This is a genomic window from Bacillus sp. S10(2024) (genome assembly GCF_050473865.1).
Taxonomy (GTDB): Bacteria; Bacillota; Bacilli; order Bacillales; family Bacillaceae_G; genus Bacillus_A.
The window spans coordinates 968,875-992,083 of record NZ_JBFLUR010000002.1; the positions used below are offsets into that span (position 1 = coordinate 968,875).

The 23,209-nt window shown below is 34.2% G+C and carries 27 protein-coding genes, 1 pseudogene, 1 riboswitch and 1 other annotated feature; of the genes and pseudogenes, 18 read left to right on the forward strand and 10 right to left on the reverse strand.

Annotation, left to right across the window (positions count from 1 at the left end; genetic code table 11):
* Positions 1-2: 2 nt before the first annotated feature.
* Entirely contained in the window at positions 3-827 is an 825-nt protein-coding gene (locus AB1280_RS05015) for an MBL fold metallo-hydrolase (RefSeq protein ID WP_429755070.1), read from the forward strand.
* A 45-nt stretch (positions 828-872) separates the two neighbouring features.
* A complete protein-coding gene (locus AB1280_RS05020; protein ID WP_429755071.1) occupies positions 873-1,442 on the forward strand; it encodes a GDSL-type esterase/lipase family protein in 570 nt (189 codons plus the stop codon).
* Between the two features lie 60 nt (positions 1,443-1,502).
* Here the strand turns inward: AB1280_RS05020 and AB1280_RS05025 are convergent, their stop codons facing one another.
* Positions 1,503-1,676 (reverse strand): DUF1272 domain-containing protein, encoded by a 174-nt coding sequence (locus AB1280_RS05025; protein ID WP_272187524.1) that lies wholly within the window; start codon positions 1,674-1,676, stop codon positions 1,503-1,505.
* Between the two features lie 138 nt (positions 1,677-1,814).
* Between AB1280_RS05025 and AB1280_RS05030 the strand changes: the two genes are divergently transcribed.
* The 7 genes and pseudogenes from AB1280_RS05030 (at position 1,815) to AB1280_RS05060 (ending at position 6,840) form a co-directional block, all read left to right on the forward strand.
* Positions 1,815-2,273: an Lrp/AsnC family transcriptional regulator gene (locus AB1280_RS05030; protein WP_272187525.1), complete on the forward strand. Its 459-nt coding sequence runs from the start codon at positions 1,815-1,817 to the stop codon at positions 2,271-2,273.
* Positions 2,273-2,823: pseudogene (locus AB1280_RS05035) on the forward strand (cysteine hydrolase family protein). The gene AB1280_RS05030 and the pseudogene AB1280_RS05035 overlap by 1 nt, the downstream one beginning before the upstream one ends.
* A gap of 176 nt (positions 2,824-2,999) precedes the next feature.
* Entirely contained in the window at positions 3,000-3,407 is a 408-nt protein-coding gene (locus tag AB1280_RS05040) for a MerR family transcriptional regulator (RefSeq protein WP_272187526.1), read from the forward strand.
* A 124-nt stretch (positions 3,408-3,531) separates the two neighbouring features.
* Positions 3,532-4,854 carry a hemolysin family protein gene (locus AB1280_RS05045; protein WP_272187527.1) on the forward strand — a complete coding sequence of 441 codons (1,323 nt, stop codon included), beginning with the start codon at positions 3,532-3,534 and terminating at the stop codon, positions 4,852-4,854.
* Positions 4,855-4,979: 125 nt separating this feature from the next.
* Positions 4,980-5,297, forward strand: a complete 318-nt coding sequence (locus AB1280_RS05050; protein ID WP_429755072.1) for a hypothetical protein — start codon at positions 4,980-4,982, stop codon at positions 5,295-5,297.
* A 162-nt stretch (positions 5,298-5,459) separates the two neighbouring features.
* Positions 5,460-6,176, forward strand: a complete 717-nt coding sequence (locus tag AB1280_RS05055; RefSeq protein ID WP_429755073.1) for a class I SAM-dependent methyltransferase — start codon at positions 5,460-5,462, stop codon at positions 6,174-6,176.
* A 91-nt stretch (positions 6,177-6,267) separates the two neighbouring features.
* Positions 6,268-6,840 (forward strand): histidine phosphatase family protein, encoded by a 573-nt coding sequence (locus AB1280_RS05060; protein WP_429755074.1) that lies wholly within the window; start codon positions 6,268-6,270, stop codon positions 6,838-6,840.
* Between the two features lie 22 nt (positions 6,841-6,862).
* Here the strand turns inward: AB1280_RS05060 and cutA are convergent, their stop codons facing one another.
* The 3 genes from cutA to AB1280_RS05075 form a co-directional block, all read right to left on the reverse strand.
* Positions 6,863-7,228: a divalent cation tolerance protein CutA gene (cutA, locus tag AB1280_RS05065; protein ID WP_429755075.1), complete on the reverse strand. Its 366-nt coding sequence runs from the start codon at positions 7,226-7,228 to the stop codon at positions 6,863-6,865.
* A gap of 46 nt (positions 7,229-7,274) precedes the next feature.
* Positions 7,275-7,685, reverse strand: coding sequence for a DUF5391 family protein (locus tag AB1280_RS05070; RefSeq protein ID WP_429755076.1), 411 nt, complete (start codon positions 7,683-7,685; stop codon positions 7,275-7,277).
* Positions 7,686-7,819: 134 nt separating this feature from the next.
* Positions 7,820-9,007 carry an MFS transporter gene (locus AB1280_RS05075; protein ID WP_272187533.1) on the reverse strand — a complete coding sequence of 396 codons (1,188 nt, stop codon included), beginning with the start codon at positions 9,005-9,007 and terminating at the stop codon, positions 7,820-7,822.
* A gap of 138 nt (positions 9,008-9,145) precedes the next feature.
* Between AB1280_RS05075 and AB1280_RS05080 the strand changes: the two genes are divergently transcribed.
* Positions 9,146-9,667: a CGNR zinc finger domain-containing protein gene (locus AB1280_RS05080; RefSeq protein ID WP_272187915.1), complete on the forward strand. Its 522-nt coding sequence runs from the start codon at positions 9,146-9,148 to the stop codon at positions 9,665-9,667.
* A gap of 37 nt (positions 9,668-9,704) precedes the next feature.
* Here AB1280_RS05080 and AB1280_RS05085 read toward each other — a convergent pair whose 3' ends face one another.
* From AB1280_RS05085 to AB1280_RS05095, 3 genes are all read right to left on the reverse strand, one after another.
* Positions 9,705-9,848 (reverse strand): hypothetical protein, encoded by a 144-nt coding sequence (locus AB1280_RS05085; RefSeq protein ID WP_098917096.1) that lies wholly within the window; start codon positions 9,846-9,848, stop codon positions 9,705-9,707.
* Positions 9,849-9,945: 97 nt separating this feature from the next.
* A riboswitch (cyclic di-AMP (ydaO/yuaA leader) is annotated at positions 9,946-10,090 on the reverse strand.
* A gap of 38 nt (positions 10,091-10,128) precedes the next feature.
* Positions 10,129-10,581 (reverse strand): GNAT family N-acetyltransferase, encoded by a 453-nt coding sequence (locus AB1280_RS05090; protein ID WP_429755077.1) that lies wholly within the window; start codon positions 10,579-10,581, stop codon positions 10,129-10,131.
* A gap of 65 nt (positions 10,582-10,646) precedes the next feature.
* Positions 10,647-11,801 (reverse strand): 1-deoxy-D-xylulose-5-phosphate reductoisomerase, encoded by a 1,155-nt coding sequence (locus AB1280_RS05095; protein WP_429755078.1) that lies wholly within the window; start codon positions 11,799-11,801, stop codon positions 10,647-10,649.
* 140 nt (positions 11,802-11,941) lie between these two features.
* Positions 11,942-12,155, forward strand: a binding site (T-box leader).
* A 41-nt stretch (positions 12,156-12,196) separates the two neighbouring features.
* Between AB1280_RS05095 and AB1280_RS05100 the strand changes: the two genes are divergently transcribed.
* Positions 12,197-13,183: a tryptophan--tRNA ligase gene (locus AB1280_RS05100; protein WP_429755079.1), complete on the forward strand. Its 987-nt coding sequence runs from the start codon at positions 12,197-12,199 to the stop codon at positions 13,181-13,183.
* Between the two features lie 30 nt (positions 13,184-13,213).
* Here the strand turns inward: AB1280_RS05100 and AB1280_RS05105 are convergent, their stop codons facing one another.
* Both AB1280_RS05105 and AB1280_RS05110 read right to left on the reverse strand, forming a co-directional pair.
* Entirely contained in the window at positions 13,214-13,669 is a 456-nt protein-coding gene (locus AB1280_RS05105) for an NUDIX hydrolase (protein ID WP_272187537.1), read from the reverse strand.
* 146 nt (positions 13,670-13,815) lie between these two features.
* Positions 13,816-14,658, reverse strand: coding sequence for a DUF2785 domain-containing protein (locus tag AB1280_RS05110; RefSeq protein WP_429755080.1), 843 nt, complete (start codon positions 14,656-14,658; stop codon positions 13,816-13,818).
* A gap of 163 nt (positions 14,659-14,821) precedes the next feature.
* On the opposite strand from AB1280_RS05110, the gene AB1280_RS05115 reads away from it, so the two are divergent.
* The 7 genes from AB1280_RS05115 (at position 14,822) to AB1280_RS05145 (ending at position 21,443) form a co-directional block, all read left to right on the forward strand.
* Positions 14,822-15,574 carry a GNAT family N-acetyltransferase gene (locus AB1280_RS05115; RefSeq protein ID WP_429755081.1) on the forward strand — a complete coding sequence of 251 codons (753 nt, stop codon included), beginning with the start codon at positions 14,822-14,824 and terminating at the stop codon, positions 15,572-15,574.
* Between the two features lie 49 nt (positions 15,575-15,623).
* Positions 15,624-16,469 (forward strand): hypothetical protein, encoded by an 846-nt coding sequence (locus AB1280_RS05120; RefSeq protein WP_429755082.1) that lies wholly within the window; start codon positions 15,624-15,626, stop codon positions 16,467-16,469.
* Positions 16,470-16,574: 105 nt separating this feature from the next.
* Complete coding sequence (locus AB1280_RS05125; RefSeq protein ID WP_429757280.1) at positions 16,575-17,591, forward strand: tyrosine-protein phosphatase; 1,017 nt, start codon at positions 16,575-16,577, stop codon at positions 17,589-17,591.
* Between the two features lie 169 nt (positions 17,592-17,760).
* The gene (locus AB1280_RS05130; RefSeq protein ID WP_429755083.1) at positions 17,761-17,955 is read left to right on the forward strand and encodes a hypothetical protein; all 195 of its coding nucleotides are present in this window, start codon (positions 17,761-17,763) and stop codon (positions 17,953-17,955) included.
* A gap of 181 nt (positions 17,956-18,136) precedes the next feature.
* Positions 18,137-18,862 carry an ABC transporter ATP-binding protein gene (locus AB1280_RS05135; protein WP_429755084.1) on the forward strand — a complete coding sequence of 242 codons (726 nt, stop codon included), beginning with the start codon at positions 18,137-18,139 and terminating at the stop codon, positions 18,860-18,862.
* Positions 18,855-20,510 carry a putative ABC transporter permease subunit gene (locus tag AB1280_RS05140; protein WP_429755085.1) on the forward strand — a complete coding sequence of 552 codons (1,656 nt, stop codon included), beginning with the start codon at positions 18,855-18,857 and terminating at the stop codon, positions 20,508-20,510. Before AB1280_RS05135 ends, AB1280_RS05140 begins: the two co-directional genes overlap by 8 nt.
* Positions 20,511-20,846: 336 nt before the next feature.
* Positions 20,847-21,443, forward strand: a complete 597-nt coding sequence (locus AB1280_RS05145; RefSeq protein WP_272187544.1) for a hypothetical protein — start codon at positions 20,847-20,849, stop codon at positions 21,441-21,443.
* Between the two features lie 150 nt (positions 21,444-21,593).
* On the opposite strand, the gene AB1280_RS05150 is transcribed toward AB1280_RS05145, so the two are convergent.
* Positions 21,594-22,886: a histidine--tRNA ligase gene (locus AB1280_RS05150; RefSeq protein WP_429755086.1), complete on the reverse strand. Its 1,293-nt coding sequence runs from the start codon at positions 22,884-22,886 to the stop codon at positions 21,594-21,596.
* Between the last annotated feature and the right edge of the window lie 323 nt (positions 22,887-23,209).

The window sequence follows — 23,209 nt, forward strand, 5'->3', positions numbered from 1 at the left end:
AGATGAAGCATTATGTTTGTATCACGTGCGGTGTACAATACCCACTTTATAATGAACCACCTGTAAACTGTGTAATTTGTAATGAAGAGCGTCAATATGTAAATCCGATGGGACAAACATGGACAACGTTAGAGAGTCTACAGGAAAGCAAAACGTATAAGAATGAGATTGTAAAAGAAGAAGAAAATTTATATAGCATCACAACAAAACCGAAGTTTGCAATTGGTCAAAATGCTTATTTAGTCCAAACAGATTCATATAATTTGTTATGGGATTGTATTACATATATTGATGAAGAGACTGTAGAAAGAATAAATGAATTAGGGGGGATTCATGGCATTGCTTTATCACACCCGCATTATTATTCTACACAAGTAGAATGGGCAGAGCGCTTTGATGTTCTTATTTACATGCATGAAGATGATAAGGAATGGGTGACGCGTCCAAGCGAACGTATTGTATTTTGGTCTGGAGAATCGTTACAACTTTCTGAGAATCTTACACTGTATCGTTTAGGTGGGCATTTTAGCGGTGGCTCTGTATTACATTGGAAAAATGGAGATGAAGGAAGAGGAGTTCTATTAACTGGAGATATTATTCAAGTTGTTGCTGATGCAAAATGGGTAAGCTTTATGTACAGTTATCCGAATCTTATTCCATTACCAGCATGGAAAGTGAAAGAAATGGCTGAGAACGTAAAAGAATTGAAGTTTAATCGATTATATAATGCGTTTCATGGAATTGTGAAGGAAAAAGCAAATGAAGCTGTTCAAAAATCAGCGAAGAGGTATATTGAGGCACTTGAAGGAAAGTTATTTGATAAATAATATCATATAAAGATAGGTTATAAATAGAAACGGCAAGTGCAGAAAGTGAAAAGGTTAATTTGTTTTGGGGATAGTATAACAGCAAGAGAAATATTTGAAAATAAGGCATTGCGATTAACACCTAGATTGCGAAATGCTTTTCCTGAATGGGAGATTTTGAATGCAGGTATTTCAGGTAATAATACGAATGATGCACTCAAAAGGCTTGAAGAAGATGTATTATCTCATCAGCCTAGTTTTGTAATTGTATTTTTTAGTGCGAATGATGCTGCATTTCATAAACAAATACCATTACAAGAATATAGAGAGAATATACAAGAAATTGTAGAACGAATTTCACCACACAAAGTATTGTTAATTAGCCCAGCTCCAGTTGATGAGGAAAGGCAAAATGCAAGAACAAATGCTGTTTTAAAGCAATATGCAGAAGTTGTATCAGATGTAGCAACTCGAACTGGTAGCAATTTTCTTGATTTGTATACATCTATCATTCAGCTACCAAATTATAAGCTTCTTTTAGAGAATGAAAATCAAGATGGACTACACTTTGGAGTACATGGGTATGAATTTTTAGCCGAAGTAATCATTGAAAAGATAAAAGAAATTAAGTGGTGAAAAAATAACAGTAAAGAGCGCAAAATCTTATAGATTTTGCGCTTTTAATACGTAAAACCGTTATTTTTTTTTCGGTCTTCGAACTAATTCACCACCACAATTTGGACAGACATGATTTGTATTTTCTGTACAAGATGGGCAAAAGGTACATTCATATACACATATATATGCTTCTGAATCTCCTTGAAGGGAAGTATTACAAGTTTGACAATTTGCTTTCATTTCTAGTGCCATGGGGTTTCCTCCTTACATAGATCAATAAATTTTATAAGTATATAATAATATGAGATGGAGCTATTTTCCTTTCTATAAATAATGCATTCTATGATTTTTCTTTGTGGTTAAAACGAATTTATGAGAGGGACATTACAAATGAAAATAGATGTAATTGACGCACAAATTTTACAATGCTTAAATCAAAATTCTCGTCTTTCCATTCGTGAATTATCTAAAAAAGTTAATTTGTCTGCGCCTTCCGTAGCTGAAAGAGTACGGAAGTTAGAGGATGAAGGGATTATTGAAGGTTATACAACAAAAATTAATTATGATAAGTTAGGTTTTCATATTCAGGCTGTATTAGAAGTGAAAACAAAAAATGGACAGTGTGAAAGGTTTAGAGCATACATGAAAGCTTATCCACGAGCTGTTTTTTGTTATCGCGTAGCAGGGCCTGCTAGTTATATAGTGAAAATTTCTGTCCGAAGCTTTCAAGAAGTAGAAGCGTTTATTGACGATGTTTCAAAATTTGCTGAAACAGTTACCCATGTTATTTTTTCAGAAGTAGGGATAGGCAATAATGTGTTAGATTATTATAGTCCAGATGAAATGTAATGAAAACGGGACTCGTATTAATTGATATTCAAAATGATTACTTTCCAGGTGGCAGATGTGAATTGCATGAACCATTAAAAGCGGTAGAAAATGCAAAAAAAGCGCTGGATTTTTTAGGGGAATGAATTTACCTATATTTCACGTGCAACATATTTCAGTAAAAGAAGGAGCTACTTTTTTTCTTCCGAATACAGAAGGTGTAAAAATTCATCCTCGTGTGGTACCGTTTAAAAATGAATTGGTTGTACAAAAAAATTATCCAAACAGTTTTCGGAAAACTAAATTACTCGAATTACTTCAGCAAGAGGGAATTAATCACTTGGTGATATGCGGAATGATGACACATATGTGTATTGATACAACAGTTCGAGCTGCTAGTGATTTAAAGTTTAGATGTACAGTAATTGAAGATGCTTGTACGACAAAAGATCTTGTATTTAACAATGAATTGATTCAGGCTAAACATGTTCATACAGTATTCATGAGTGCTTTAGATAAAATGTTTGCGAATGTAATAAAAACCACAGAACTTTTATCAAATAAAATGTAGTAAGAAATAGAAGCTATTCTACGACATGTAGATTTATAGCTTCTTCTTTTTGGCTGAAAAAAGGTGAATCTTAATATTTCTATAAAACATTTTTTAAACTGTAACGTTTGACTGTACAGTTTATGTATTGTATGATTGAATGTGACATATACTGGGGAGGGAAGGTCGTTGGGAAGGTGTACCGAATCGGACAGTTGGCTCACATGGCTCATGTTTCGAAACGAACGATTGATTATTATACGAATCTAGGTATTTTGAAAGCGGAGCGATCTCAATCCAATTATCGCTACTACGACGAAACAGCAATTGAAACATTACGTTTTATTGAGAGATGTAAAGAAATGCATATACCGCTTTCTGAAATTAAGGATAGGATCGAGGAGAAAAAAAAGCTGCTCGGTGTAAATGAAAACGTTTCGGAACAAGTAAATGATGTAACAGAGCGTATCCACCGTTTGGAGACGGAATTAGTAGAATTAAAACCGTTATTAGATGGGTTAACAGATTTACAGCGCAAAAAACTAACGAAACATTTATCAACTCAAACGACAGCTTTAATCCAATCTCTTATCTTACTATTATAGTAGATAGAGCTATCCACCCTTTTAATTTCTGTATAGCGCGTTATTTTCTAAATTTAGAGAGTAAAAGAAAGTAATTATTTATACAGGAGGTGGACACCTTAGTTTTCGAACTAAGGGGGATTCTTTGGAAATATTTAATTTAGTTATGATTGCGATTTTAATCGCATTTACTGGATTTTTCGTGGCAGCAGAGTTTGCTATGGTTAAGGTGCGTTCAAGTCGTATCGACCAACTTGTCGCGGAAGGAAAACGAGGCGCATTAGCAGCCAAAAAGGTAACAGCGAATTTAGATGAATATTTATCGGCGTGTCAATTAGGGATAACTATTACAGCTCTTGCGCTCGGATCATTAGGAGAGCCTACGGTTCATCGCTTATTACAACCGTTATTTCAAGATCTGCATTTACCAGAAACAGCTGCGAATTCAGTATCGTATATTCTTGCATTTGCAACGGTTACCTTTTTACATGTTGTTGTTGGTGAATTAGCACCGAAAACTGTGGCAATTCAAAAGGCAGAGACAATTACAATGTTGTTTGCAGCACCGCTTATTATGTTTTACAAAATTATGTTCCCATTTATTTGGATGTTAAATAAATCAGCGCGTCTTGTAACTGGTTTATTCGGATTAAAACCCGCTTCTGAGCATGAGGTAGCGCATTCAGAAGAGGAATTACGTTTTATTCTTTCAGAGAGCTATGAAAATGGAGAAATTAATCAAGCGGAGTATAAATATGTAAACAATATTTTTGAATTTGATAATCGTATTGCAAAAGAGATTATGGTGCCGCGCACAGAAATCGTTGGTTTCTATCTTGAAGATTCAGTGGAAGATCATATGAAAGTTATCCGAAGTGAAAAGTATACACGTTATCCAATCTTTGGAGAAGACAAAGATGATATTATTGGTATGGTGAACGTAAAAGATTTCTTTATTCGTTATATGAAAAACGATAAAGAAGACCTACAATCTATCAAAACATTTATGCGTCCTATTATTGAAGTAATGGAGACAATTCCAATCCATGATTTACTTCTGCAAATGCAAAAGAAGAGGATTCCAATGGCTGTATTATATGATGAATATGGCGGGACAGCAGGAATTGTGACGCTTGAAGATATATTAGAAGAAATTGTTGGTGAAATTCGTGATGAATATGATGAAGATGAGCATCCTCCAATTCATCATGTTGACGAGCATCATAAAATTGTCGACGGTAAAGTATTGATAAGTGAGATTCAAGATTTATTTGGATTACACATTGATGAAGTAGAAGTTGATACAATTGGCGGTTGGGTGATGACACAAAATCACGAAATTCAAGAAGGACAATTTGTTGAAACAGAAGGATATGAATTTAAAGTTTTAGAAAAAGACGCACATCAAATTAAGCGTATTGAAATTCGTAGAATAGATGTACAAAAAGAAGAAGCAGCAACTGTATAGTTGCTGCTTCTTCTTTTATTCATGTAAAAATAAATGCCAGTATTATCCAGTTGAATGTATTTAATTATTCGGAATTATGTTAAAATGAAAAATGTGTCCTTTTAAACGAGAGGTGGATTCATGTGATGTTTTCTTCTTTACCTGGCTGGTTTTGGGCAATCTATTATGTTTTTTTATTAATCGCATTCAGCCTTTCCTGTGTTTATCTCTCCCAGAAAAAGAAACAACGCATCAGTATAATAGGCAGTATCATTAATATTTGTTGTATTTTATTTGTTCCAGTGTTCTCAGCCTTGAACAGTATTGCAAGAGAGGGAAATGAATGGGATCATTTTAAGTTGTCTTTCTCTCAAGGGGAAAGCTGGACGTTTTTTACACTTGGTGGACATATATATTCTACTTTGGACTTTGTTACTGATTTGGTTACTTTTTCACCTTTTTAAACGGAAGAGAATCGAAAGTACTATGAAAGAATAGCTTTTCTTCTGCATATTTGAGGATTTTTTAGTGGCTTTTTTAAAGAATAAAGTGTTTTTGGTTAATGGTTGTAATTATATGGAATTTATTAGAAAGTTACGTCTTCAGAAATGAAAGGAAGATAGAGTATGAATAAACAGCAAATTATTGATGCATACGATATATTAGCTAGTTATTATGAACATAGCGTTGATCATGAGGGCCCGTATAATACAGATTATGAACGTCCAGCTATGATGAGTCAGTTCTCTAGCAATATGAAAGAGATGAATGTACTCGATGCTGGGTGTGCAGCAGGATGGTATACAGAGCAGTTTTTAAATAGGGGAGCAAATGTAACCGCGATTGATATTAGTAGTGAAATGGTTGCGGCTACAAAAAGAAGAATAGGAGAGAAAGCAGACGCTTTTCAACTAGATTTTGAAAATACGTTACCTTTTGCAGATCGTACATATGATTATATTGTTAGTTCGTTAGCTCTTCATTATATTGCAGACTGGAACCTTACATTTGCTGAATTTGCGAGAATACTAAAGCCAAATGGAACATTTTTGTTCTCCGTTCATCATCCAACAATGGATATTCATTTATCAGAGAATAAACAGTACTTTAACCGCGAATTTCTTCACGATAGATGGAAGAAAAGTGATAAGTATGTTGATATATACTTTTACCGCCGGCCGCTGCAAGATATTATAAATGATACACTTCATCAATTCGAGATTGAAAAAATGATTGAACCGACCCCTACTGAAGAATTGAGAAAAAATCATCCATCATCTTATGAGAAGTTATTAAAACAACCAAGTTTTTTAATTATAAAGGCAAAGAAAAAAAGAGTCTAAGATTGTAATATTAATCGCCGTGTAGGGTTCTACGAGGTTAAACCCTAGATTTGTGTATAATATAAAATCACAGTAATTTCAGGAGGAAATTATGTATACATACATTTATATGGTAAGACATGGTGAATCCCCTAAAACAGAAGGTAACGAACGAATGCGTGGATTGACTGAGAAGGGGAAGTTTGATGCAAATAGAGTAACTGAATTATTGAAAGATGAAGGGATAAACACATTCATTTCCAGCCCATATAGCCGAGCTATGTTGACAATTGAGGAGTTAGCTCATTTTTATAAGAAAGAAATATTAATAGACGAAAATCTTAGAGAATGTATGTTTACAAGTGAAGACACGATAATGTCAGATAAGGAGGTGTATCCACTTGTAAAGAAGATGTTTTCGAGTCCAAATTTTTCAATACGCGGCGGAGAATCAAAAGAAGAATGTCAGAACCGTGCTGTTACAGTATTGAAGGAGATATTAACAGATTATAAAAGGCATAAAATTGTAATTGGAACTCATGGACTTGTCATGACTTTAATGATGGAATACTTTGATCGTCAATATGGATATGAATTTTTAATGGAGACTTCAAAACCGGATGTATATAGGATGAAATTTAACGGTGAGCAATTAATTGATATAAAGAGATTATGGACAGAATGATTCTGATTTTAAAAATGCGAAGCTAGGTTGCTTCGCATTTACTTTTGTAAATTTTATAATGTTTCACTCGGAATAATAAGGGCAATACATTTATTACAGGTTCTTCGTAGGGATGAATGCTTTTGATAATACGTAACACTTCTTCAATTTTTTCATACAAACATCTAAATTCCATTTTACATTCCGTACCGAAGCATATTTCACCAGTAGTACCGTTAAAAGGGATAGCCCCTTCTAGTGGCCTCCAAGATCCCTTAACATATGAGTAAGAAATAACATGATCATACTTACCTATTGTCAAAATACCAATATCATTTAGTCTATTTCTTAATGTTTCGATATATTCTTCTGGTAATAGTACCTCAACTTTTACAAACGTAATTTTCATTTTGGTAGCTCCTTAAAACAAGTTGTATTGTAAATAACTTGTTTTATTAGATAAAGCGTTTTTGATGATTAAGCTTTGATGGTGAACGAAAAGCTATGAAATACCACAAAACGTTAACGATTAAAGAGGCTATGCAAAGTACTAGTAAAATAGGGGATTTACCCATCGTTAAAATGACCACAAGTATTGTCAAGGTTGTGAGAATCCCCAATCCACAAAAAACGGCCATGACGATTTTCATTACATTTACTCCTACAATATATAAAATTAAAGGTAGGATATAAATTGCAAGAACGGTACCTATACTTGCCCACATACCATAAGTACCAAACTTATTGGTTTTAGGCCCGGAATCAGCAAGTGGAGAAAGTGAACCCGCAACAAATAAAGAACAGAAGAGTAATGCGGAAACGATAGTCATGAAAATAATACGAGATTTGTTTGTGTCTTTTGTCATAATCTGTTTCATTCCTTTCAAAGTAATTTACTTTCTTTTTATATAATAACAAATATATGAAAAAAAGGTTATTTTTGGTTTGATTGTAGATAAATTTAACATATGTGAAGGCGAAAACAGGGTATGTAAGAACGTTACATACTCTGTTTTATATGCATTAGATTTTCATCCGTTTTAACAGATCGATTTAAAAAATGAAGAAGTGAAAATCCAACAATGCCTAAAAGACCAAAAAGAATCCAAGGAAAACTCATATTTTGCCAATACTTCGTAAAGAAAGTTCCTGTATAGTTTCCAATCGTAAATCCTAGGGCAAGTGATAGTTGGAAGAAACCAAAATAGGTTGCTGTATATTGTTCGTTGCTAAAGTTCGCTACCGCAATATCGGCATTCGGTAATACAAGTGTTTCCCCGATTGTAAATAAAATAACACATACCAAAAGCCAATTTGGATGAAAAGCCAATGGGATGAGAAGAAAAGATAGCCCCATTAGTAACACACCATACTTTACAAGAGACAGCGCATAATATTTTTTGAAGAGATATTTAAATACAATCATAAATAAAAAACCTGTAATCGCGTTTACTGTAATGACAAGTCCTACTAAGTTTTGATCGTGGCTTATATTATTCATATGAAGTGGTAATGCAACCGTAAGCTGTGTAAACATCGTATAAAAAAACACCATGATGAGTGAAAAAGATAGAAAGGGTTTGTTTTGACCAGCCGCTTTTATTCCTGTTAAAAGTTGTGTTTCGTACACAGTAACATGAAAGTGAGATCTAAGAAGAAAGAATAGGAATGCAAGAACTAACATGAGTGATCCGGTAAATATAAATGGATACATAGGATTCCATTTAAGCAATATGCTCCCTGCAATCGGTCCAATAATTGCTCCGCCATTTAAAAAGAGATTTAAGTATGTAAAGGTATCTTTTCTTATATGGGCTGGTTGAGAGCCGAAGACAGCTCGTGCAGAAGGTTCATAGAAAGCTGTCCCAAATCCAATGAATATTGTAGCGAGCATAATGGTGTGAAATCCAGAAAATATTCCTAGTGAAAGAAAACCAATCCCTCGTAAAATTATTCCGATTATCATCATAGTAATATAGCCGATTTGATCTGCAAGTATTCCGGTACATAATGGGAATATTCGCGAAGTAATCGTAAGGGCTGTTAAAATGGTACCCACTTGCATAGCGGAAAAATGTAAAGAATTAGATAAATAGATAGCCAAAAAAGCCATTACAGCAAAATGACCGAGTGTCATAAAAAAAGAAGAAAATAATACAAAACGAATAGGTAATGAAAAAGACCTCAAAGTTGTCACCCTCCTTGTTAACCATCTATTTTTTTAAGCGGTTAACATTTTTATGTTATGATTATACTGAAAATACGAAATAAAGTAAACTATGGAAAGTTGGTGGTGATTTTGAGTAACAACCAAATTGCGCCAGAGATGTTAGAAAGTATAAGAGCCTTTTTAAATACATGGAGAATTCCAAATGAAACGAGAGAACCAGTCGATTTATTTGAATCGGAAAAAGATATACATCAGTTTATGATTGAGCAGTGGAATGAAAAACTACCTTTTGGTTCAGTGAAAGAAGTAAAAAAATTCCGTGATACGATTCGTAGGGCGGTGGAACAACAGAAGCCGTTAAAGCCATTGTTTGAAAAATATCCATTGCAAGTAATGACGATGGATGAAGCGGACGTCATTACATACCAAGCACTTGGTGAAGAAAATTTATATACATTTTCATTGCGAGTTATTATCTCTGCCATTACAAACAACCAGTGGGGGAGATTAAAAGCTTGTCCAGATTGTAAATGGGTGTTTTACGATCAATCTCGTAACGGTAGTAAACGTTGGTGCGGTATGTATGCTGAAGGAGAAGGGGGACGTGCTTGTGGTACAATCGCAAAAGTAAAAAGGCACCGGGCGAAGAGAAAAGCGAGTTCAATTTATATAAAATAGCGGAAGCTTTGCAGTATGCAATGCTTCCGCTATTCTCTTACTTTTTACACTGAACAATGTGTTGCATAACATATTTATGTTGAATGCAACTTGCTGTTTTTGCTGTATAATATGGACGATGTTGTTCTAATTTTACTCTTTGCTCCATTGTTTTCTTTTCATGGTCGGATATACGTAACATGAAAATCATCTCCTTTTATCTAACAATATAGTTAAGTAAAATAAGAAACATATTGTTAGGGTTAAGGAGGGATGCTTTGTAGCATAAGTAAAAAACACCTTCCTCTCTCAATGCGCTTACGAGGTTAGCTGTCGGACTCGGAATGTGAGAGTATCCCTACTTAAACAAAGATTCGCCCCAAGTGGTATGTGCCACAGAAATGGTTTCCCCGCTCCAAAATTTGGACTCAGCAAAAGGTTGTATATAAAATAAATTAACATATTTATCCAAAACAATCAATTTATTTTAGCTTTTTCAATTGTACAAGAACGAGGTCGTCTGGTAATGTAACTTCTTTTGTTTCTATAAAATTATGTTTCTTATATAAAGAAAGAGCAGGCGTGTTTTTCTTACCGGTTTGTACAATATAGTCTGTTGTTTCTTCATGTAGTTGAAATAGGTGTTGTAATAGTGCTGTTGCGATGCCTCTATGGAAATACGTAGGGGAAACAACGAGGCGATGAATATCAACAACAGTATCCACATATTGAAACGAAATAAATCCAGCTAACGTATCATCAATGAAGTATCCATAAAAGATTTCATTACAATTTTGAATATCCAAAATCGTGTCATATAATCGCGGAATTGAATTGTTTTGAATGTACTGTGCTTCAATTTTATATGCGGGAATTTGAACTCCTAAAATTTCCGCAGCTTCTTCAATAGAAGAAGGAGATAACTTTCGAATCAAATGAAGGCCCCCTTTTATGAAAAGAGTGAGAACCTTATATTCTCACTCTTTCGTATCGTTATTTTTTATATTTTTACAAGTAATTGATTGGCATATTGACGTGCCCATTGATCAGCTGCTAATACTTCTTCTAATGAAGGGTTTGCAATATTATGATGAGCTTCTAATGCAGAATAGATTGTTTTTTCAATGTCAAAAAATGAAATTTTATCTTGTATATATAAAGCATTCGCAATTTCATTAGCAGCATTTAATACAGCCGGAGTTGTCCCACCGATTTTCCCAGATTCATAAGCATAGTGAAGGCAAGGAAATTTCTCTAAATCAGGTTTTTCAAAATGCAAGCTACCAACTTCTAATAAATTTAATTTTTTAAAAGAAGATGGTAAACGTGATGGATAATGGAATGCATATTGAATCGGCATACGCATATCAGATGCCCCAAGCTGAGCCATAATAGAGCCATCTACAAACTCTACAAGAGAGTGAATAATGCTCTCTTTATGAACCATAACATCGATTTTTTCATAGGGAACGTCAAATAACCAACGTGCTTCCATTACTTCAAATCCTTTATTTAGTAAGGTAGCACAGTCAATTGTTAATTTTGCTCCCATTAGCCAGTTTGGATGTTTTAGCGCATCTTTCGCTTTGAGAAGTTGCATTTCTTCACGTGTTTTATCTCTAAATGCACCGCCAGATGCTGTTACAATTAACTTTTCAATTTCTTTATTATTTTCACCATTTAAGCATTGGAAAATAGCAGAATGCTCACTATCTACTGGAATAAGGCGGCAATCATTTTTCTTTGCTAATTCTGTAACAATATGACCTGCTGCCACTAATGTTTCTTTATTCGCAATCGCAATGTCTTTTTTCGCTTTTAGTGCTTCAATTGTTGGAAGCAGTCCTGCTACACCAACGACGGAAGTTAAGACAAGATTACTATCCGGGTGTGTAGCAACTTCAATCAAGCCATCTTCTCCGTATACAACTTTTGTTTGAGTAGAAATTCGTGAGCGCATTGTATCTGCTAATTCTTTCGTACTCACACTTACAATGCGCGGCTGAAATGTTTGGATTTGTTGTTCTAGCATTTCAATATTTTTATTTGCAGTTAAACCGATAATTTGAAAATGTTCTGGGTGAGCAGCGACTACATCTAGAGCTGACGTCCCAATCGAACCAGTTGATCCCAGAATGGAAATGTATTTTACCATAATAAATCCTCCGTAATTGAATGAATCGTTTCCGTAAACTTATATGTAATTAGATAAAAAAAGGAAAATTCCTGCTTAATAAGACAGAAAGTTCTCTTTTATCTAAAAAAACACCGTGGTATAATAAGGAAGAAATAAAAGAAAAGGCAATGAAAGAGAAGAGTACATATTTGGAACTTCACAGAGAACTGATGGTTGGTGAAAATCAGTAAGGGAAAAATATGGAATGGACTCTGGAGCTGCAAGCCGAATTGAGTAGGTTTTGACGGTTGTTTCGACGTTATTCGAATCATAAAGAGAGCTATAAAATTGTAGCTAATAAAGGTGGTACCGCGGGAGTCCCTCGTCCTTTTTAGGATTGAGGGGCTTTTTTATATGTAAAAGGAGGAGTAGTTGTGAATAAAAAAGTTATGTTAACAGGGATTAAACCAACTGGACATCCGCATCTTGGAAACTATATTGGGGCAATTAAACCAGCATTGCATCTTTCTAAACATAGAGAAGGAGAAGCGTTATATTTTATTGCTGATTATCATGCATTGAATGCCGTACAAAATTCAAAGGAGTTTCGTGAATATACAAAGGAAGTAGCAGCGACATGGTTATCATTAGGTTTAGATGAGCATGTAATCTTTTATCGTCAATCAGATGTTCCAGAAATCTTAGAATTATACTGGATTTTAGCTTGCCTTACTCCGAAAGGCTTAATGAATCGCGCTCATGCTTATAAAGCAAAGGTTGATCAAAATATAGAAGCAGGGGTAGATGTAGATACGGGTATAAACATGGGATTATATACGTATCCTATTTTAATGGCTGCCGATATTTTATTATTTCAATCAAACTATGTTCCAGTTGGAAAAGATCAAATTCAGCATGTAGAAATTGCGAGGGATATTGCTTCGTATTTTAATAACGCATTTGGGGAAGTCTTTATATTGCCCGAGTATATCATTCAAGAAGAAGGAGCAATTGTACCAGGCCTTGATGGACGAAAAATGAGTAAAAGCTATGGAAATGTCATTCCGTTATTTGAAGAACCGGAAAAGCTGAAAAAACTTATTTTCAAAATGAAAACAGATTCTTCCTTACCAAGTGAACCGAAGGAACTTGAAACATTATTTATGTTGTATAAAGAATTTGCGACAGCTGAGGAAGTCGCAAAAATGAAAGAGCAATACGCAACAGGCATCGGCTGGGGAGATGTTAAAAAAGAGCTATTCCGTGTCATCAATCGTGAGCTAGAAGAGCCGAGGAAGAAATATAAAATGTATATGGCTGAGCCTCACTTGCTTCAAGAAGCAATGGAAAAAGGAGTCGAGCGGGCAAGGGAAATTGCGAGGGTGAATTTAACAGAAATAAAAAAACGGATTGGCTGTTAATGTGGAAAGGAACCAATTGATTTGGTTCCTTTAATCAAGATTGTTCTTTACAAATGTATCTAAAACTAATTTATGCACTGATCCAATATTCGTAGGGAGATCGTGGATGGGAAAGAATCGCAACTCTTTTGATTCAGCGTGATCGACGCGTAATGTTCCTTCAAAATCACGACAAATATATGTAACAAGAACACCATATACTTGATCTCCATTTGGATAAATATTAAAAAATTCTTTCCCAGAAAAATTTTGAAAAGTTTCTAACTGTTTCACGATTAACCCTGTTTCTTCAAAGACTTCTCGCTTAGCGGCTTCTTCTAACGTTTCGCCGCATTCAAGTGCACCGCCAATAATGCCCCAGCAATTGTAATCACTGCGAAGCTGAAGAAGTACTTCATTATTTTTGTTTAATATAATTACATGTGAACCTACTAAAATGAGTGGACGATTCCCAACTAAACTACGCATTTCTTCGATATATCCCATATAGACACCTGTTCCTTTATTTATATTACATACATGCAAATTGTAAGTATGTTTCGTATGAAGTAAATTTTAACTTTTCAAAAATGGGAGCAGAATGACTTGCTCTTGCCTGACATATTGCTAAAATAAGGCTATTTCCCTCTATATTAATAAAATGCTGGCAGTTCTTTTAACATCATTTCTGCCTGAGATGTTATATTACTAAACTGAATATTGGGTACCGTTCTAAAATATAAACTGCGCAGGAAAGTTTTTATATTTGTACATAGATTACAAAAATCATTGACTGGAAGTCTTGCTTTGTATTGTGGGAGCAAGTTTAATTTGACACGAATAATATCAAAAAGCTGCTTTTGTGAGAAGCCTTTTGATATTATGGAAAGAAGAGGAGTAATAATACGCTCATCTTCATCAAAATGATATACAATCGAATAAACGAATATTTTATTTAAAAGACAATGAGTTAGTTCTTCGTAATATTGCTGCGACAGTTTTGGATTATGAATAAGGGCATCAAAAGTATCCGCTGCATGAGCAACACTATGCGCCCAGCCGTGAGGATGTACATATCCTCTTAAATCAATTTCTCGGTTCATATAATCAACTAATTTTTCTTTTACAGTAATAATCGTTTCTGGAGATAAAAAATTCGTTTTATTATCTGCACATAATATTAAGGCGATTAATAACGTTGTGAAAGAACGTGTAAACACGCTATCATCATTATCATTAGAAGTGATGCCGCAATATAAGTATTGTTCTTTCAAAGTTAGCATAAGTAATTTTTCTAACTGAGCTTCATGAAAATATTCACGTGAAATGAGGTAAGAAAAGGTAGAGTAAATCAATTGATCACGTAAATAGCTGTCTAACGTTCCAATATGCTCTAGCATATGTATGCTTAATTGATTTAAATCGATATTTTGAGGCAATAAATATCCGTTTTTTTGAATAGTTTCTAACAATTGCTGCAGCATAATGGTATTCAATGATGCTCCTCCTCTTTATAACTTTATCGATAAAATCCCTTTTCTTGATGAAAGATTGCTGTTATAAATATCAAATTTCTAGTATTCTACATATTCATCAAAACTCCTGCTCATGCAATAAAAAATATGCTATTGTAATAATTTTACAGAAAGAGGTAAAAGAATGAATCAAATTGTTAATATGGAACGAGATTTCAAAGTATTAGGAGGAGAACCGCACTATATTACAATTGAAGAAAATAATACAGTTTCTTTTACAAAGGAACAAGTGACAGAGATTGTCCAATATTGGCTAGAGAAAGCAACAAATAAAGGAGTTTTACATTTACACTTTGTTATTTCATCAAAAAGTCCAAATTATACCCATTATGAAGAAGTGTTTCAACGTTTACAATTTCAGCATCAGAAAAGTTGTGTTATGGTGCTAAAAGATTTATCTGATGTTACAGATGTGGAAGTTCCGTTTACGCTGAAAACAATAGATGAAGTAGGCGAAGACGCATTTAAAGCAATTTGGTTTGAATCTATGAAGGATTCTTTAAATACGAAAGAAACGTTATCTATAGACCAATTATTATATGCTTTTCAAACAGAAATTGGCGGTAGATGGAATGAACATTGTTTAGTCGCCATTCAAGGAGAAGATCCAGTAGGTGTTATTTTGCCGCATATAGAGCCAGGTACGGTAGAAGAAGGGCGATTGTTTTATCTTGGTATTGTCCCGGAAATGCGTGGTAAACATTACGGGACAATGCTTCATGAAAAAACATTATACATTTTAAAAGAAATTGGTGCCTCATATTATGTAGGTAGCACTGACGAAATGAACGATGTCATGAAACGAGTGTTTTCTAACAATAACTGTATACAGTTAGGGAAGATAAAGAAATACACAAGGTTGATGAGAAAAGGGTAAATGAAGACTCCCCTCGAAGTATTGAAGAAATAAAACAAGGGGGAATTGGATGTTACAACAATCATTTAAAAGAATGATTCCTTTATATCCAGAAACTTTATTTTCAGACTGGCATGTAGAGCACATATCGCAGCGACAGGAGAATGAAAAGTGGGAAACGCTTTGGTTTCAGGTGATTACTCCTACAGGAATATTTCGGGTCAAACAGTTTTTTCTTGATATTATGGAACCGACTTTTCCAGACAGTTGTCTGTATCACGCGCAGGGTGAGTGTTTTCAATATAATAAACTTACCTATTGGCGTGGGATAAATTATAAAGGGTGCGATAGTTACGTCACTTCTAAGTGGAAAACACAAATTGAAATTTCTATTGATGATGGAGTTATCGAACAACAACAAATGGAGGAATTTTTATATGGATTACAGCCGATTGAATTAGAGAAAGCAAAACAAAAAATGAACTTACCATTTCATCGTCTAAGTTTTCAGGCTCAGACAGAAAAGGGTGGAGGAGAAATCAGTCGTTGCTTTGGATGGTGTTCTCCTGAAGAAAAGGAATTTGTATCATTACCGCTTCTAGTACCACGTTCATGGGATTTAGAGTCTGTTGGTTTTGGGGATAACGAAACGCAGTATGTATATTGGGATGCAAAAGAGCAGTTATATACATTATGGGCATGTCGGCATACCAATTATAGCTATTATCCTGTATCCTCATGGATAAGAAATTATAGTTCCCCGCAAAAGATTGGAAACTGCGAATACTATTTACATCCACAAAGAGGTACAGTTGTATATCAAGACTTGGGGAATGAACAAATTGCTTATGTATTTCGGGGAATACCTTGTACATCTTTTACAGATATACAAGATATGTTTTCTCTATATGTATAAATTGATTGCAGAGTGTCGAAATATGTAAGACGCGTTACCATATGTGATATAGAATAGAGATTAGAAACAATAGAGAAAGTGATAGGTGAAAGAATGGAAACGAACATGAAACAACCAAGTTTAGATGTAACAGTAGAGCGAGAAAACGAGAACACTTTATCTATAAAATGGGGTAGTGTAGAAGAATCAGTATGTGTTTATTGGAGTACATCTCCGAAGAGTATTGAAGAAAATGGAACATTATTAACGATTGTAACAGAAGCTTCTGCGGTTACAATTGAAGATCCAAACCCGGCTGTACGTGTTTATTTTCGATTAGTAACGAATAAAGGAGATCGTATTACAGTAGCAGAGCGCCGCATACCGCTGCAAGGTGCGTTTAACTTTCGTGATTTAGGCGGGTATGAAACAAAAGATGGCCGTGTGGTGAAATGGGGGAATTTGTACCGTTCTGAAGAATTAGCAGGGTTAACAGAAGCGGACATTCATTATATACATAATTTGGAATTAAAAACTGTCTGCGATTATCGTACAGATTTTGAAGTGCAACATAAACCAAACCCTGAGATGCAAGATGTTCGCCAAGTTTCTTTACCAGTTATGCAAGATTTAGCAAAAGACTTAAATATCAATGAATTTTTTAGTTTAGGAGATTTATCAATGCTTGGCAAACCAGGTGAGTATTTAGTGAAGATGAACCGAGATTTCGTGACTAGTAATGAAGCATTTGTGACATTTTTAGAGCTGATACAAGACGCAAACAACTTACCAATTGTAAACCATTGTACAGCAGGAAAAGACCGAACTGGATTTGCATCTGCATTATTATTACTTTTACTAGGTGTGCCGGAAGAGACGATCATGGAGGATTATTTACTAAGTAATGGTTTTCGTGAACAGTTGAATGAGAAAATGATGGCTTTTTTAGGAGCGCAGCTTCAAGATGAAGCAAGTATTGAGATTTTAAGTGCAATGTTTGAAGCGAGGGTTGAATATTTACAAGCGGCATTCGATGAAATTCATAATGTATATGGTTCAGTGGATCAATATGCTGAAAAAGGAATTGGACTTACGAAAGAACAATTAGATGATCTGCGCGATTTATTGTTAGAAGAAAAGTAAAATAGGAGGTAGAGATTTTAAAAAGTCATGAGATTGCTTTTTAAAATCTCTATCTTTTTTATTTTCTTTATTTTACAATTAATTTGAAAATTGTTGAAATAATCACAAAGATATCCACATTATAAATAGTATAAATAATGCAAAATTAGAAATGTAGGGGGATGGGGAAATGTTAACATGGATATTAGGGGTATTAATCATAGTAGCAGTGACAGTTATGTTGACGATTATGGTAGGAAAAAATGAAGAAGAGAATTATGGAAGTTCAACGAAAGGAAATATTAAAAGGCTTTCAATTATTTATCTTCTTTTAGGAGTAGTTTTAGCAGTTGGGGTAGCTTCGTATATATATTTTTATGGATAAGAGAACATAGAATAGTAGAAATAAAGTAAGACTTCCAGCAGTGGGGGGCTTACTGCTCGTTAATGTGGGAGGAAGAAGATTTTTTAGCATCTGATAATTCTAAAAAGTTACAAAATGCAGAAACGTATTATGTTACAATTAGAATGTAATTATTGGAAAATAAGAGAAGGGCTGGATATGAATGATTGAAATTATTAATGTATCAAAGAGCTATAATGGTAGTAAATTTGCAGTGAAAGATTTAAATTTAACAGTACCAAGTGGAGAGATATTTGGTTTTTTAGGCCCAAATGGTGCCGGGAAATCAACAACAATTAAGATGATAACAGGTATTCATTCTCTTGATAGCGGGACGATTTCGGTAAATGGAAAAGACATTGCGAAAGAGCCGCTTGAAGCGAAAAAGCTATTTGGATACGTTCCTGACAGTCCTGATATGTTTTTACGCTTAAAAGGGATTGAATATTTAAATTTTATGGCGGATATGTATGATGTTCCGAAGGACGTACGCCAAGAAAAGATTCGAACACTAGCAGAGCGTTTTAGTTTGTACGAAGCATTATCTGATCAAATCCAAAGTTACTCACATGGAATGCGCCAAAAAATTATTATTATTGGAGTTTTGTTGCATGATCCAGATGTTTGGATTTTAGACGAGCCAATGACGGGATTAGATCCAAAATCGGCATTTATATTAAAACAAATGATGCGTGAACACGCTGATAAAGGGAAAACAGTGTTCTTTTCAACACATGTGTTAGAAGTTGCTGAAAAATTATGTGATCAAGTTGCGATTATTAATAAAGGAACACTTCAATTTCAAGGGAATTTACCAGAAATACGAGAGCACTTTGAATCTAATGAATCTCTTGAAAAAATGTTCTTGGAGATGACAGAAAATGAATAAAATTTGGATGTTAACGAAAATATTATTAAAGATGAACTATGCTGATATGGTAACTGATAAGAAGAAGCGTGTTACATCTTTATTTTCATTATTAGGTCTTTTGCTTGTTGGGTTTTTATTTATCGGTCCACTTGCGAATGGTATGTATGGAGTATTAAAACAAGTTAATCAGGAAAACGTACTACTTGGCATGGGATTAGCTATTGGTAGTATCTGGATATTTGTGTTTAGTATTACGACAATTTTAACAGTGTTTTACTATAGCAATGACGTTGAAATGTTATTACCACTACCACTTAAGCCCGCCCACATTATTACTGCGAAGTTTATTACCGTTTTAATTACACAATATGTAATGACTTCGTTTATTTTATTTCCTATTTTCATTGTGTATGGATTACAAAGTGGTGCATTTATTACATATTATGTTTACTTTTTAATTGTTTACGTATTTTTCCCGATTATTCCGTTAGTTCTTGCTTCACTTCTTATGATAATCATTATGCGTTATACAAATATTGCAAAAAATAAAGATCGAAATAATATGTTTATAGGGTTATTTACTTTATTACTAGTTGTCGGTATTAATATATTTATACAATGGAAAAATAGAAGTGCTGCTTCTGGGCGATCAGCAGCAGACTTTCTTGCAAATAACCAATCTTCATTTCTAGTAGAAATGACAAACTATTTTCCAACTACATATTTTGGAGCAATGGCATTAACAGAAAGTGATTCGTGGAAAGGCTTTTTATATTTACTCCTTTTCGCTGCGATTTCGTTAGCATTTTATGTATTGTTTTTCTATGTTGCAGAACGTACATATTTAAAAGGGGTTATTGGGATTTCAAATAGTACTGCGAAAAAAGAAGTGATTTCTTCTGAAGATTTTAATAAAGCTACCGTACAAAATTCACACTGGAAAGCATATGTGAAAAAAGAATTTCGTATTTTGACACGTACGCCACAATTTTTTATTAATTGTATTGTGCAAACTTTCGTGATGCCAATTATGTTTTTCTTTATTATTTTTGTGCAAGACGGTAACTTAGCTTGGATAAATAAATTTATAAATGATAGTGAAACAACAGGTCTTGCGCTTGGTCTTGCTTTTTGTGCAGGTATGTTTTTAATGGGGTCCAACGTTATTGCGACAACATCTTTTTCAAGGGAAGGTCGTACGTGGTTTATCAATCGTTATTTACCAGTTAAGGCAGAAGGCATTTTCTTTGCGAAAGTATTTACAGCTTGGCTCATTAATACTACTATTTTAGCGATCGTTGGTCTAGTGCTTATCATTGTAGGCGGTGTGTCACCAGTATTTATTTTACTTTGGTTCTTGCTTTGTGCAAATGGGTTATGGTTAAACAATTTAATTGGCACACGCTGGGATGCGCAAACAGCTGATATTCATTGGGATAGCGAACAAAAAATGTTTAAAAGTCGTTATACTACGCTTTGGAACTTTTTTGTGAATATACTGTTAGTGGGCATTACTGTTGGCGGGGTATGTGCGTTATTTTTCTCATTAGGAGTTGGAATGTGGGGGATGTTTTTCAGTATCCTAGTTATTTTTACAATAGTAAATGTTATTGTGTCTCGTAGTTTACAACTTGGTGCTGAACGCATCCTAGCAAATATTAAATAAAGTGAAACTTCCATCAGTGAGTGGGCTTCATCACCACTGATGGAAAGCCCTCACCTATCTTTTTTGCTGTCCTTTCAATCTTAAGGTGGGGGTCTTACTGCCCGTGAATGCGGGATAAATTGTAAATCCTCTGTTATTAAACAGAGGATTTATTGTATATTACTATCGGAAAATTGCAATATGGTATAAAAGCAGCGTGTCTGACGGGATAGGTAATTTATTCGAATGAAGGATTTTATTGAGAAATTTGTATTTTAAATAAATAATAAAAAGGGATTTTTGGAAGTATATAGAAACTTATTTGGGAGGCGAAATTGTAATTTTAGGAGGCTTATTATGAAATTGAAAAAAATATCGATTGCTTCATTGGCAATTGGAGCGATGCTCTCCATTACAGCTTGCGGTACCTCGACAGAAAAAGATCAAGCAACTCAAACTAAAAAAGAACAAACAAACAATCAAGAAGAAGCGAAAACAACAAGTGCAGATCAAACAACTACGGGTAAAAACGAAGAAAAAGATTCAAAAACAACAAATGCAGATGGGAAAACTGAAACGAAATCAACGAATGCAGATCAAACAAAAAATGAGAAAACCGGAACAACTGAAACAAAATCAACAAACGGAAAGCAAAATGCTAGTGTGAAGAGTGGAGTAAAAGAAGTTGTACAGTTAATTGAAGAAGTGGACAAGCAATTGAAAGCTAATCCAAAACAAGAAGCTGTAAATAAACTTGGCAAACAACTTACTGATAAATGGGATGTAGTTGAGAAAGAAGTTGAAGCACAGCATGCAACCGATTATAAAACAATTGAGCAAAATTTATATCCACTCCTTGTTGAAATGGGAAAACAGAAACAAGATTTAAAGAAGCTAAAGACATTAACGATGAAAACAAAGCAAGATTTAAATCAACTTTTGAATAAGCTTTAATCGAAAAATGAATGCAAAATCAAATCTTATCTTATATATAGCTTATGTAATAAAAGGAGAAACGTAGCAGCAGTGTACGTCTCTCCTTTTATGATTAGTTGCAACAAATACATAAAAACATTCAGTATGCGCGGGGGGGGGCAATTCACGTCATAAATATTGTTTGAAAGTTCCATCTTCAATAGAAGCAAGAGGAATGGTTTGTTCTGTTCCTTCCTTCATATTTCGTAAAACAGCTACATTGTTATTTATTTCTTCTTCCCCGATAATAAGTACATATGGGATGTTTTCTTTGTTTGCATAGTTAAGGGCTCGTTTTAGTTTACGATCTGCCAGTTCAAGTTCTATCTTTAAATTTTCATTTGTTCGCAATGTGTGAGCAATTTTTAAACACTGTGCCTGTGTTCCGAGTGGAATGATAAAAATATCTACAGAAGAGGAGGCACGTTCTTTTTGGATAAGAGCAGTATAAATGACATCTAAACCAAGCGATATTCCGACTGTTGGATAAGGTTTATTTTTATTTCGAAATGCACCGATAATGTAATCATAGCGCCCACCACTGCCTATGCTAGAAGTAATACTACCATCCGTTAAAAAAATTTCATAAATCGTTCCAGTATACATTGTAAGACCCCGTGCAAGAAAAGGGGAGAACATTGTATTAGCTTGAACGCCTAGTGTGGCTAGGTATTGTTGAAGTTCTTGAAGCTCAGTAACTCCTTCCTTAACAAGAGAATTTGGGAACATTTTATTAAATTCAGAGAGCGCCATAGACATACATGTTTCTAACGTACTACATAACACGTCAATCATTTCGCTTTGTATCCCCCGATTTATTAAATCATTTCTTACACCGTCAATGCCGATTTTCTCAAGTTTATCTACAGATAAAATAACATCTTGTACTTGTGATTCAGGGATTTGAATTGCTTGTAACAACCCTGTTAATAGTTTTCGATTATTATATTGAATGGTTACGTCTAATTTTAATTTGTTAAAAACGTCAAGAGCCATTACCATTAATTCTGCTTCTGCTAAGACAGATTCAACGCCAACAATATCTACATCACACTGCATGAACTCTCGAAATCTCCCTTGTTTAATTGGACCGTTACGAAATACTTTCCCAATTTCATAACGTTTAAAAGGAAGGCGGATTTCTGGATTCATAGCGATAACTTTTGCAAAGGGAATGGTTAAATCATAACGCAGAGCAAGTTTGCGATTCCCTTGATCTTGAAGCGTGTACATCTCCTTTAATATTTCAGATCCTCCCCCGTATTTATAAGCCATCAAATCATACATGTTCAAAATAGGTGTTTCTAGCGGTTTGCAGCCATATGCCTCAAATATTTCTTCACAAGTCCGTTTAATTGTATTACGCAACATTTGTTCTTCTGGTAAATAGTCTTTCGTCCCTTTTACATTTTGTAAGTTCATATTTATCACTCCTTTTTGAAATAAAAAAAGCTATGCGGGTATGAAAAGACCCACATAGCTTTATAATCGCTTCGTGGGTAAACAGGAATAACCCTGTACCCGCGAAGAAAAATTTCTTCGGATACAAGGCTTTATGTATGATGATGAAGTTGGAAAGAACAATCTATTCTAAACATAAGCAATCTCTCCTATAGATTTTTAAGCATTATACTATGAATTATTTAAATTATCAAATTATACTTCAGATTAAAAAACGATTGACAAAATTAGGAATGTTTAATAGTGTATTAAGTGTACTATATGTAATAGTACACTTAATAATA